The following is a 15,376-nucleotide window of genomic DNA, read 5'->3' as shown; positions in this document are numbered from 1 at the left end:
GATTCCTGTACTTTAATCAAAAAGATATGTGGATGGTTAGGTTAGGTTTATGGAAAAGAAAATGATTAATAAAAAGGCTCTTGATGACAAGCAGTCAACTAAGTTTAAAACAGATCACAAACCAAGTAAGAGTAAGAAAAAAAATATAAAGCTGTTCTCTATATCTAGGGTTAGAACACTTTTACCTAACAACCCAATGCTAATTCTCCCTTCTTTGCTTTTTAAGCCATCAGACACACAAGCGAGCGCGATACAAGATTTAGTTCCTCATACCAATGACGATTCAAGCGAACCAACGGATATAGATCATTCGCATAAAAAAGTAGAAGCCCTGTCGAATCCCGATAACCTTTCTACATTATCTCGAGAGGAGCATACACAAAGAGATTCGAGTAAAGACAACACCCCTCTTACTTCTTCTCACCACATGTCAACACATAGCCACTCAATGGGTCACAATTTTGGGCACTCTACAAACCAATCTCCAGTAACTATTACTCCTAGTAATCAGGCAACCCAAACACCCCATATCCCCTTCAACCCAACAACTACAAATAATGCACCGGCAAAAGTTAGCAGTGCTACTGTGTCTGTTGATGAAACAGATTCTGCGGTGACAACATCAGGCACTCTTAGCAGTGTTGATGTCGATAACCCAGATAACACCTTCACGCCAGAGTCGATCAAAGGAACTCACGGCGACCTAACCATTAATGCCAATGGGCATTGGGTATTTACCGCCAACAATGCATTCAACCAACTCAATGTCGGCGATAAGGTCGAAGAGACATTTACAGTAACGTCTGTTGATGGCACACCATCGACGATTAAGGTAACTATCAACGGTACCAATGATGCCGCGACCGTCAGTAGTGCAACTGTCTCCGTTAACGAGACTGATAAAGCAATAACAACCTCCGGAACCTTGACCAGTACCGATGTCGACAACCCAGATAACACCTTTACACCAGATTCAATCAATGGAACTCACGGTGACCTAACCATAGATGCCAATGGTCATTGGGTATTTACCGCCAACAACGCATTCAACCAACTCAATGTTGGCGATAAGGTCGAAGATATATTCACGGTAACGTCTGTAGATGGCACACCATCCACCATAAAAGTGACCATTAACGGCACTAACGATGCCGCGACGGTAAGCAGTGCCAGTGTCGCTGTTGATGAAACAAACAAAGCTGTGACAACGTCTGGCACCCTAACCAGTACCGATGTCGATAATCCTGACAACACCTTTGCGCCAGACTCAATAACTGGAACTCACGGCAACCTAACCATTGATGCCAATGGTCATTGGGTGTTTACTGCCAACAGCGCCTTCAACCAACTCAATGTCGGCGACAAAGTCGAAGAGACATTCACGGTGACGTCTGTTGATGGCACACCATCCACCATAAAAGTCACTATCAACGGCACTAACGATGCAGCAACCGTCAGTAGTGCAACTATATCTGTTGATGAAACGGATAAAGCAATCACAACTTCGGGCACCCTAACCAGCACCGATGTAGATAATCCGGATAACGCCTTTACGCCAGATTCAATCACTGGAACTCACGGCAACCTAACCATTGATGCCAATGGTCATTGGGTGTTTACTGCCAACAGCGCCTTCAACCAACTCAATGTCGGCGACAAAGTCGAAGAGACATTCACGGTGACGTCTGTTGATGGCACACCATCCACCATAAAAGTCACTATCAACGGCACTAACGATGCCGCGACGGTAAGCAGTGCAACTGTTGCTGTTGATGAAACGGATAAAGCAATCACAACTTCGGGCACCCTAACCAGCACCGATGTAGATAATCCGGATAACGCCTTTACGCCAGATTCAATCACTGGAACTCATGGCGACCTAATCATCGATGCAAACGGGCATTGGGTCTTCACCGCCAACAGCGCCTTCAACCAACTCAATGTTGGCGATAAGGTCGAAGAGACATTCACAGTAACGTCTGTCGATGGCACTCCATCTACGATCAAGGTAACGATTAACGGCACTAACGATGCAGCCACCGTCAGCAGTGCAGCTGTGGCTATTGATGAAACAAACAAAGCTGTGACAACGTCTGGCACCCTAACCAGTACCGATGTCGATAACGCAGACAACGCCTTTACGCCGGATTCAATCACTGGCGCACACGGTGACCTAACCATTGACGCCAATGGGCATTGGGTATTTACCGCCAACAGCGCCTTCAACCAACTCAATGTCGGCGATAAAGTCAAAGAGACATTCACAGTAACGTCTATTGATGGCACACCATCCACGATCAAGGTGACCATTAACGGCACTAACGATGCCGCAACCGTCAGCAGTGCATCTGTGGCTGTTGATGAAACAGACAAAGCTGTGACAACATCAGGCACCCTAACCAGTACCGATGTCGATAACCCAGATAACACCTTTACGCCAGATTCGATCACAGGTACACACGGCAACCTAACCATTGATGCCAATGGGCGTTGGGTCTTTACTGCCAACAGCGCCTTCAACCAACTCAATGTCGGCGATAAGGTCGAAGAGACATTCACGGTGATGTCTGTTGATGGCACACCGTCCACGATCAAGGTGACCATTAACGGCACTAATGATGTCGCAACCGTCAGCAGTGCAACTGTGGCTATTGATGAAACTGACTCAGCAGTCACCACTTCAGGCACCCTCACTAGCACCGATGTCGATAACGCAGACAACGCCTTTACGCCAGATTCGATCACGGGAACTCATGGTGACTTAACCATCGATGCTAATGGCCATTGGGTATTTACCGCCAACAGCGCCTTCAACCAACTCAATGTCGGCGATAAGGTCGAAGAGACATTCACGGTGACGTCTGTTGATGGCACACCATCGACGATTAAAGTGACCATTAACGGCACTAACGATGCCGCGACCGTCAGCAGCGCATCTGTCGCTGTCGATGAAACAAACAAAGCTGTGACAACGTCTGGCACCCTAACCAGTACCGATATCGATAATCCTGACAACGCCTTTACACCGGATTCAATCACAGGTACACATGGTGATTTAACCATTAATGCCAATGGGCATTGGGTGTTCACTGCCAACAGTGCATTCAACCAGCTCAATGTTGGCGATAAGGTCGAAGAGACATTCACGGTAACGTCTGTTGATGGCACACCTTCCACCATCAAAGTCACTATCAACGGCACCAACGATGCCGCGACGGTAAGCAGCGCAACTGTGGCAGTTAACGAGACTGATAAAGCAGTCACCACTACAGGCACTCTTACCAGCACCGATGTCGATAATCCTGACAACGCCTTTACGCCGGATTCAATAACTGGAACTCACGGTGACCTAACCATTAATGCCAATGGTCATTGGGTATTTACTGCTAACAGTGCCTTCAACCAACTCAATGTCGGCGATAAGGTCGAAGAGACATTTACAGTAACGTCTGTCGATGGCACACCATCGACGATTAAGGTAACTATCAACGGTACCAATGATGCCGCGACGGTAAGCAGTGCCAGTGTCGCTGTTGATGAAACAAACAAAGCTGTGACAACGTCTGGCACCCTAACCAGTACCGATGTCGATAATCCTGACAACACCTTTGCGCCAGACTCAATAACTGGAACTCACGGCAACCTAACCATTGATGCCAATGGTCATTGGGTGTTTACTGCCAACAGCGCCTTCAACCAACTCAATGTCGGCGATAAGGTCGGAGAGACATTCACGGTGACGTCTGTTGATGGCACACCATCGACGATTAAAGTGACCATTAACGGCACTAACGATGCCGCAACCGTCAGCAGTGCAACTGTGGCAGTTAACGAGACTGATAGAGCAATCACAACTTCGGGCACCCTAACCAGTACCGATGTCGACAACCCAGATAACACCTTTACGCCAGATTCGATCACAGGTACTCACGGCGACCTAACCATTGATGCTAATGGGCATTGGGTCTTCACCGCCAACAGCGCCTTCAACCAACTCAATGTTGGCGATAAAGTCGAAGAGACATTCACGGTGAGCTCTGTTGATGGCACACCATCGACGATTAAAGTGATCATCAATGGCACTAACGATGCAGCGACGGTCAGCAGCGCATCTGTCGCTGTCGATGAGACTGATAAAGCAATCACGACTGCAGGCACACTAACCAGTACCGATGTCGACAACCCAGATAACACCTTTACACCAGATTCAATCAATGGAACTCATGGTGACCTAACCATCGATGCCAATGGTCATTGGGTATTTACCGCCAACAACGCATTCAACCAACTCAATGTTGGCGATAAGGTCGAAGAGACATTCACGGTAACGTCTGTTGATGGCACACCTTCCACCATCAAAGTCACTATCAACGGCACCAACGATGCAGCCACCGTCAGCAGTGCAACTATATCCGTTGACGAAACTGACTCAGCGGTGACAACATCAGGCACCCTAACCAGCACCGACGTCGACAACCCAGATAACGCCTTTACACCGGATTCGATAACTGGAACCCACGGCGACCTAACCATTGATGCCAATGGTCATTGGGTATTTACCGCCAACAGCGCATTCAACCAACTCAATGTTGGCGATAAAGTCGAAGAGACATTCACAGTAACGTCTGTCGATGGAACTCCATCCTCGATCAAGGTAACCATTAGCGGTACCAATGACGCCGCGACCGTAAGCAGCGCAACTGTGGCTGTTGATGAAACAGACACAGCAATAACAACCTCTGGCACCCTAACCAGTACCGATGTCGACAACCCAGATAACACCTTTACGCCAGACTCCATCACAGGCACACATGGTGACCTAACCATTGATGCCAATGGACATTGGGTGTTCACCGCCAACAGCGCCTTTAACCAACTCAATGTCGGCGACAAGATCGAAGAGACATTCACGGTGAGCTCTGTTGATGGCACACCATCGACGATTAAAGTGATCATCAATGGCACTAACGATGCAGCGACCGTCAGCAGTGCTACTGTGGCTGTTGATGAAACAGACAAAGCTGTGACAACATCAGGCACCCTAACCAGTACCGATGTCGATAATCCAAATAACGCCTTTACGCCAGATTCAATCAAGGGAGCTAACGGCGACCTAACCATAGATGCCCATGGCCATTGGGTATTTACCGCCAACAGCGCCTTCAACCAACTCAATGTTGGCGATAAGGTCGAAGAAACATTCACGGTGAGCTCTGTTGATGGCACACCATCCACCATAAAAGTGACCATTAACGGTACTAATGACGCGGCGACGGTGAGCAGTGCTACTGTCTCCGTTAACGAGACTGATAAAGCAATCACCACTTCGGGCGTCCTAACCAGTACCGATGTTGATAACCCAGATAACAACTTTACGCCGGATTCGATCACTGGCGCACACGGTAACCTAACCATTGATGCTAATGGCCATTGGGTATTTACCGCCAACAGTGCATTCAACCAACTCAATGTCGGCGATAAGGTCGAAGAGACATTCACGGTGACGTCTGTCGATGGCACACCATCCACGATCAAGGTGACCATTAACGGTACTAATGACGCGGCGACGGTGAGCAGTGCTACTGTCTCCGTTGACGAGACTGATAAAGCAATCACCACTTCAGGCACCCTCAATAGCACCGATGTTGATAATCCAGACAACGCCTTTACGCCGGGTTTGATCATTGGAGCACACGGCAACCTAACCATTGATGCCAATGGGCATTGGGTGTTTACTGCCAACAGCTCATTCAACCAACTCAATGTTGGCGATAAAGTCGAAGAGACATTCACGGTGAGCTCCGTTGATGGCACACCATCGACGATTAACGTGACCATTAACGGTACTAATGATGCAGCGACGGTGAGCAGTGCTACTGTCTCCGTTGACGAGACTGACTCCACAATCACTACTTCGGGCACTCTTACTAGTGTTGATATCGACAACCCAGATAACGCCTTTACACCGGATTCAATAACTGGAACTCACGGGGACCTAACCATTGATGCCAATGGTCATTGGGTATTTACCGCCAACAGCGCCTTCAACCAACTCAATGTCGGCGACAAGGTCGAAGAGACATTCATAGTAACGTCTGTTGATGGCACACCATCCACGATCAAGGTGACCATTAACGGTACTAATGACGCGGCGACGGTGAGCAGTGCTACTGTCTCCGTTAACGAGACTGATAAAGCAATCACCACTTCGGGCGTCCTAACCAGTACCGATGTTGATAACCCAGATAACAACTTTACGCCGGATTCGATCACTGGCGCACACGGCAACCTAACCATTGATGCTAATGGCCATTGGGTATTTACCGCCAACAGTGCATTCAACCAACTCAATGTCGGCGATAAGGTCGAAGAAACTTTCACGGTAACGTCTGTTGATGGCACACCTTCCACCATCAAAGTTACAATCAACGGTACCAACGACCGCCCTACTATCTCAGGAACCTCAAGTGGTGCAGTGATCGAACAAGGTTTGAACACAGCAGGAACCCCCGATGCGACTGGGGATCTAGTAGCAACTGATTTAGATAAGTCCGATACCATTACATGGGCAATCACGCAACCACAAGGCCAGTGGGGAACGCTGTCGATTGATCAGCATGGTCATTGGCACTATCAGCTCGACAACTCAACCGGTGGTGCTGCAGATAAGCTCGCGGCAGGTGAACATCAATCGGAATCATTCTGGATCACCGCTACCGATTCAGCAGGAGCAACAGTCCCTCATAAAATCGTTATCGATGTACAAGGTAGTAACGACAAACCAATTGTCAGTGCGTGGACTCAGCTTCCTGCGGGCAAAGAAGATCAACCCGTAACTATCAAGGCTTCAGACTTAATAACACATGCAAGCGATGTGGATAGAAGCGATGTATTGCACGTGGCAAATCTCCAAGCCACACATGGTAACCTGACTGACAACAAAGACGGCACTTATACCTTCACGCCGGATAAAGATTTCAATGGTGAGATTCGACTCACCTATGATGTAGTTGACGGCCATGGTGGCAGCGTCAGCACTCAGGCTAAGTTCGACCTAACCGCAACTCCAGATAACGCCCTAATCAGTTATGCCGCTACGGATAACCATAAAGGCGGTGTGACTGAAGATAGCTATTACATCGATACCCATGACAACCTCCATTTCAATGGCAAACTGGATATCGTTGACCCTGATAAAGGGGAAGCTCAGTTTGATATTAACTTAGGCCCACAGACCTACCAAGGCATTGGTTATGACACCAAGCTCGGTGGCCATATCTTGATAATGCAGGATGGTCGATACACCTACACCATTCGAGATCATCAGCCATTAGTACAGAACCTGAAACAGGGTGAAACCATCACTGATGAGTGCGTGGTAAAGTCGCAAGATGGCACTCCGTTCACTATAAAAGTGAATATACATGGCACCAATGATGCTCCGACTTTAACCGCTCAGCATCACTCTGTTAACGAGGATGATTCGCTGTTATCAGGGCAGATGGTTGGACAAGACGTCGACCATGGCGCGTCACTGACTTACTCTATAGGTAATTCCGTCGATGGATTAACCTTCAACGCCGACGGTAGCTATAGCTTTGAGCCTTCCCACGCGAGTTATCAATCACTTGCACAAGGTCAAACTCAAACTCTAACTATTCCGGTGACGGTAACCGATGAGCATGGTGCCAGCGCAACACAAAACCTAGAAATTGTGATTACCGGTACTAATGACGCCGCTAAGGTTGCAGGTGTTGACTATGGCGATGTGCATGAAAATCAAGCCGGTCAGAATATGTCACCCGACTATGCGCAACCTGGTACGTCCAAGATTAGTCATGATGCATTAACCACCTCAGGTCAATTATCTATCGTCGATCCTGATACGAATGAAGCAATCTTCGATACCAAGGGCGGAGTTTACTCTTATCATGGCCAATATGGGCATTTATTACTACGTGGTGATGGGCACTGGGAGTATGCTGTTGCGGCGGGCCAAACGGATTGGCAACAGAAAGGTGCTAGTACAACCGTAGGCTCAACCATCGACAAGTTGGGTGCTGGTGAAACTCTAACCGATACCATCACGATACAAACCAAAGATGGCACAACCCATGACATTGTGGTCACCATTCATGGCGACAATGACGCACCTTATGTTTCTGGTGAAGTCCAACTTAATTCAGGCAAAGAAGATTTACCACAAACCCTTACTCAGGCGGATTTGCTCGCCAATAGTATTGATGTTGACCATAACGATATAGGCAAACTCAGTATAGCGAATCTGCATGCCGATCATGGCTCAATCATTGAACACACAAATGGCACATATACCTTCACGCCAGATAAGAACTACAATGGCCAAGTTCACTTCACTTATGATGTGAAAGATGCGCATGGTGGGGTTACTCACACAGGGGCAACGACCTCTTTAGCGGCTGTTAATGATAGTCCTGTCGCCACTCCTGTTATCGATAGCGTAACCGAAGATACAGACTCACATCACGCTGTAGACTTACTTGGAAGTGCAACGGATGTAGATGGCGACCCATTAACCATTAGTCAAATTCAAGTTACTTTTGAAGGACACACTGGACCACTTCCTATTGGTGTTAGTATTGCCCCAGACGGTCATTCTCTGATTATTGACAGTCATAGTTCAGCGTTTCAACATTTAAGTGCAGGGCAAACGTCAGACATTTCCGTGCATTACATGGTAGAAGATAATCATGGAGGGCAAACCCCTGCAACGGCTACCATCACTGTGATCGGGACCGACGATAAAGCCCAACTCCAGTCGTCCACCATTGATATTACAGAAAGCCAAGCGCTGCACACATATAACCATTTAGCAGATATTAAAGGACAGTTTCATCTGGTTGATCCCGATACCGGAGACCACACTCAGTTTGTTGGTAACTTCCATTATGGCGCTCAGAATTATGGCGAGCTGTATGTTTGGCCTGACGGGACCTATACCTACTCCCTGGACTGGGCCAGAAACCATCATGCAAGTGATAGAATCGCAGCTTTAAAACAGGGCGAGACACTTACTGACCAATATCAAGTTCAAACCACCGATGGCCAAACCAAAATCATTACAGTAACAATTCATGGTGAAGACAATAACGCTCGCATCGATATACAAATGCCTCATTTATTACCTGCAAGTCAGCATGTTTATGAAGAACATTTTGTCAATGCAAGTAGTACACACCTTTATGCAGGAGGCCGACTAAAGGTGGTGGACCCTGACCACGATGATGCCTATTTACAGCCTGAAACGATAAACACCGCTCATAACGGTCAATTCAAAATCAATGCGGACGGCGGTTGGAGTTATAAAATTGATAATTCTCTCGATGAAGTACAACACTTAGGGGCTGGCGAATCATACACCGAAACTCATACCGTTCACTCTAAAGATGGTACGGCCAGTCAGTTGTTAACAGTCACCGTACATGGCACCAACGACGCCCCAATTGTCTCGGCAGAAGTAAAGCTAGCCCCAGGTATTGAAGACCACGATATTCGACTCACTACAACCGAACTTCTCCAACATACCACCGATATTGATCATAATGATGTGGGTCATCTCAGCGTTGCCAATTTAGTCGCAGACCACGGTGTCATTATTGACAATAAAGATGGCACCTTTACTTTCCAACCAACCAAAGACTATAACGGCCAAGTTCATTTTAGCTATGATGTCACAGATGCACATGGCGGTGTGACTCATACAGGGGCATCTACCACACTGACTGCTACCCCAGACGGCGCTATCATTTCAGAAGTGACAACTGACCATGTGACTGAAGATGGGGCACATAACAGGCACAATGCCGGCGTTACAACTGAACTCGCTAACGGGCGACTACAAGTTATTGATCCAGACAGCGGTGAAGACAAATTCCAGTACAGCCAATTTGGTGAAACAGCCGTTCACGATCCATTCGGTGGAATGTTACGAATAGACAGTGCGGGTAATTGGGGATATAGCGTCGATAACGCAGCTCTTCAACACCTAGCACAAGGGCAAGTTGAAACGGTGACCTATCGAGTACACAGCTTCGATGGTACTGCTTACGACTTAAATATTGATGTCGTCGGAACCAACGACGCTCCGACTGTCACCAAGGTGATGCTCAGCAACGGCACGGAAGATACACACTATCAAATGCAGGCGAGTCAGTTCGGATTCACCGATGTCGATACAGGCGATACATTACACTCCATCGCGATCACTGACCTGCCACCAGCGGCTCAAGGTAAGTTCGTTCTCGATGGACACGATGTCACCACAGGTCAGAGTATTTCTGCCTCCGATATCGCTAAGCTTCAGTTTGTCCCTGCCCCAGACTTTAACGGTGATGTTCAATTTAAGTTCACGGTTAATGATGGACATGTCGATTCACAAGAAGCAACCAACACTCTGCATATTGACGCGGTTAGTGATGTTGCACAGTTCACTGGCAGCGATACGGGAGATGTTCATGAAGGACATACCTATACAGCGCCAGACGGCTCTATGTCTGGCGGCTACGTCGATGATCGTTCACCAGATCATATGCATGGAAACGTCGGTAAGATATGGAACGATGAGATACACACTGATGGTCACCTAAACATAGTTGACCCGGATTCTGGTGAAAGCCATGCTCAAACAGGCATTTACCAAGGTACACACGGACATGTGATACTTCAGAGTAACGGAGATTGGAGCTACTACGCTTCCATCGGCCAAAACGCAACAGGGAGGAAAATTGATCATCTTGGTCAAGGTGAATCGATAACGGATACTGTGACCGTCAGATCGGCTGATGGTACCACTCACGACATTCATATCACCATTCATGGCGATAATGACCGCCCGTACTGCTCTTCTGAAGTGCAACTCAACAGCGGGAAAGAAGATCTCGCGCAAACCATAACTACAACCGAACTATTAGCCAATACTGTAGACGTTGATGCCAACGATGCAGGTAAGCTCACTATCGCTAATTTGCATGCTGATCACGGTACTATCGTCGACAACCAAGACGGCACATATACCTTCACACCAAATAAGAACTACAACGGCCAAGTTCACTTCACCTATGACGTCAAAGATGCTCATGGTGGGGTTACTCATACTGGCGCGTCTATCACGCTGTTACCGAGTAATGATGCTGCCACATTGCAATCAACACTCGCCTCCAACTTTGTAACTGAAGAGCACCTAAAATCAGGGACGAGCACCAATGAATTATGGTCAGATTGGAAAAACCTTGATATTCAGGATATTGACTCGCCATCCGAAGCGAAAGTTACTCAAATAGAGGTCAATGGTGTTAAGCACACGGTACCAGCAAACTTCGCGATGAACCTTGCAGGTGTCCACGGTACTTTCAACTTCACTCATTCAACCGATGGCCACGATAAATGGAGCTACAGTGCGGACAATAGTCATACTGAAGTTCAATCACTGAGTCATGGCGAATCATTGACTGATACGATCACTTTAATCACCGCGGATGGAACACAGATCCCGCTGACAGCCAAAATCTTAGGCACCGATGATCATGTAATTATTGATACACCTGACGCACTAACGGCCGCATTGGGAACGGCTGTAGAGGACAAGGTTACCTCTATTTCAGGCACCCTACTCGCGCACGATTCCGACAGTAAAGATTCCGTCACCTTTACTGCAGGTAACTCTGTTGGTTCTTACGGCACTCTTCATGTGGATAGTGATGGACAATGGCATTATGACTTAGACCACTCAAAGGCCAATGTTCTGCAGCAAGGTGAAACCAAAGCAGAGGGCTTTGATATCACAGCAACATCTACTGACGGCTCAACTACCACCAAACATGTTGAAGTGTTAGTGCAAGGCAGCAGTGATACGGCAACAATATCTGTTATGTCGAATCCCGATGTACATGAAGACAGCTCTTCAACGCCTGTCGAAATGATATCAGGTAAGCTAAGTGCCCTCGATCCTGACCACGACCAATCTGCATTCTCAACGGATGTGGGTAAACGTCATGATCCATTTAACAGTGGCGTTCACGGTGGTCTTCATATATCCAAAGATGGCTCTTGGACGTATACCGTTAACAACAGTCAAATTCAGCAATTAGCTGCAGGGCAAGAGGAGCATGTCCAATACAACGTGCATACTGTTGGGGGTGATTATCATATTATTGATATTAAGATCGTAGGAACTAACGATATACCAACCGTATCGGCAACTACTCTTGCCCATGGCACGGAAGATACACACTATCAAATGCAGGCGAGTCAGTTCGGTTTCAATGATGTCGACACTGGCGATACGCTTCATTCAATCGCGATCACTGACCTGCCACCAGCGGCTCAAGGTAAGTTCGTTCTCGATGGACACGATGTCACCACAGGTCAGAGTATTTCTGCCTCCGATATCGCCAAGCTTCAGTTTGTCCCTGCCCTAGACTTTAACGGTGACGTTCAGTTTAAATTTACCGTTAATGACGGACATGCCAACTCTGCCGAAGCAACTAACACATTACATATCGATGCGGTTAGCGATGCTGCTACTATCACTGGTATTGACTCTGGATCAGTAACAGAAGATGCGCACTTACAAACATCTGGAAGCCTCACAGTTACAGACCCAGATAGTGGAGAAGCTCATTTTACAGCGACATCAGGTTCAACCCAACTTGGCACCTATACCATAGATGCATCTGGCCATTGGACGTATTCGCTTAATCCTCGTATTCAATCTCTACATCAAGGAGAAACAACTCCCGATGTATTTACTGTGCATAGTGCGGACGGTACAGCGCATGTGATAAAAGTGACGATCACTGGAACCCAGGATGTCCCAGTAATCACTGGGCAAAGTACAGGCACTGTTTACGAAGACGCTCAAACTACTGTTTCTGGAACTCTTAATGCTGATGATAAAGACTATGGACAGAGTGGTTTTTGGGCACAAAGTCATATCGCGAGTGCACATAATTTTGGCGATCTCTCAATTGACCAAAATGGCTACTGGACATTCCACCTTGATTCTACAAATCCAGCAGTAAATGCACTAGGAGAGCATGATACGCTTCAAGAGACGGTGACAGTAAACACTATTGATGGTACGTCAAAAGTAATTCAGATAACCATTCACGGCACCAACGACGCACCGATTCTAGGCGTTAGCCAAACCTCATCGACTACGGGCACATTAACAGAAACAGATGTTGACGTGAGCGATACTCATACATTCTCTGTTGTCCATGCAACGGGGCAATTCGGTTCGCTATCGGTCGACCCAGATTCGGGCGCGTATGTATACACAACCAATGGTTCGGTAGCTGGAATGAGTTATAACACGGCGACACACACATACCACGGCAGCGACGTGTTTGAAGTAAAAGTGAGTGACGGCCATACTGAAGATTCGAAATTCATCACTTTTGATGCCAACGGTCATGTTTCAGTTGTGCCAGGACAATCACCGACCATTTCAACCTCTGTGCCTTCCAATCCACTGGTAACGACCACACAACCAAGTTTACCAACTGGGACAAACACTCCGCCAAATAATGCAGTCACCGTCGATTTAGCAGCGTCTAGTGATTCTGGTACTTCCGATACAGATAACCTCACGCAAGACAGTACACCAACCATCACCGGACACACAGATGTTCCCTTCTCGAAAGTCACGATTTACGATGGTTCAACACCTGTTGGACACGCGGTGTCTGATGCGTCTGGCCAATATAGTGTTTCGACAAGCAGTTTATCAGACGGCGATCATAACCTATCTGCCAAAGCACTAGCCCCTTCCTCAGTGTTACCGGTTACATCTTCGCTTCTTTCTGTTCATATAGATACACAAGTACACATCGGTATTCACACAGATACAATCACTACCGATAATGTAATTAATGCTCAAGAATCAAACGGATCTATTGATATCACGGGATCAGTGTCAGGCGATTTTCATGCCGGCGACATCGTTACATTAAATGTAAATGGGGTGAAGCATACTGGCGCAGTAGATACTAAAGGACATTATTCCATTGCCATACCTGGCAGTGAACTCACTGCCGATGCAGACCAAAAAATTGAAGCATCAATAACGGTAACAGATACCGCTGGGAATAGCGCTCAAGCCACTACGGACGTAGTTTACCACGTCGATACACTGGTTAACCTACCGACAATTACCTTTGAAAACCCTGGACCTGATGGACTCTATAGTAAGGCAGAAATTGCCCAAGGGCACCCAAATACAGTCACAGCAACGATTACGCCTCCTAGTGATGCCAAAATCGGTGAGCACCTGGTTGTCAATGGCCAAGACCACGTGCTCGATGCACACATCTTACAACACGGATTACAAATCGAAGTACTTCCAGGTGAACATGTACAAGCAACCATGACTGACGAACATGGCAATACAGCGGGTAGCCAGGGTGTGGCAGCGAGCGCTATACCAGAGCCAATCATTGTCAGACCGCCATCGGGAAGCCACCACGTATCCGGTACACTTGGTGTGCCACCACTATTACCTTCTTTGACTCCGGTACCAACAACACAGAGCGGCTGGCGAATCCACTTAGCTAACGGGCAATATGTAACAAGCCATCATGGGCAATATGGCACATTAACCATTGACCCTCAAACTGGTGACTTACACTACCAAGAACAGGCTCAAGTGCACACAGGCCCTCATGGCAGCGCTTCAGGTATCGGTCAGCATGAAGACCGATTTGAAATAGCCCTGCAAGGGACAAATCAAGATGAAGTTGTCGCCCATGTAAACATTCAGATACTCAGCCATGGCCCGGGACATAGTGGCAAACTTACGGTTGGGACAGAGGTTGTTGATATGACGATAACTCCTATTGTCCATGCATCTCACCCGGCTCCACCTCCACCACCACCAGTTCAGCATGACGAGCCAGAGATCGCCTCTCACGAGGACTTCACGTTTACAGTAAGTGAAGACACTTCTCTAGATTTATCTCAGCATGCTCATCAGGAGCCAGACCAGAAAACTGATCACCATGGTGCTGCGGCTTATTTGGATGCCCTAGGTATTCAGCCAAATGCATCGCCCAGCACCACGCACGATCAGCCTGCTGACATGGACATAGTGCTTGCACAAGTTGACCAACAACATGCTGCAAATTACGATCAAACGCATTTAGATATGTCGGATGCACTTGAACACCATGATGCCGCCAATAACCACAACCAAGATGATGAGCACCATCATCACAACGACGTAGATGGACTACCAGACATAGATCCAAATAACTAATGGTTGGTGACTAATCATTAATAAAGTAAACAAAAGGGAGCACGCTATGTGCTCCCTTTTTAATGGTTGTGTCTTGTATCATTC

1 protein-coding gene is annotated in these 15,376 nt (G+C 47.3%); it reads left to right on the top strand.

Features of this window, described 5'->3' with window-relative positions; all coding sequences use genetic code 11:
- Positions 1 to 61: 61 nt before the first annotated feature.
- A complete protein-coding gene (locus tag OCV50_RS22130) occupies positions 62 to 15,292 on the top strand; it encodes a VCBS domain-containing protein (protein ID WP_261905400.1) in 15,231 nt (5,076 codons plus the stop codon).
- The last annotated feature ends 84 nt before the right edge of the window (positions 15,293 to 15,376 follow it).

It is taken from the genome of Vibrio fortis (assembly GCF_024347475.1).
Taxonomy (GTDB): domain Bacteria; phylum Pseudomonadota; class Gammaproteobacteria; order Enterobacterales; family Vibrionaceae; genus Vibrio; species Vibrio fortis.
The sequence above is the reverse complement of the archived record's forward strand: the minus strand, read 5'-3'. Positions and strand labels throughout refer to the sequence as shown.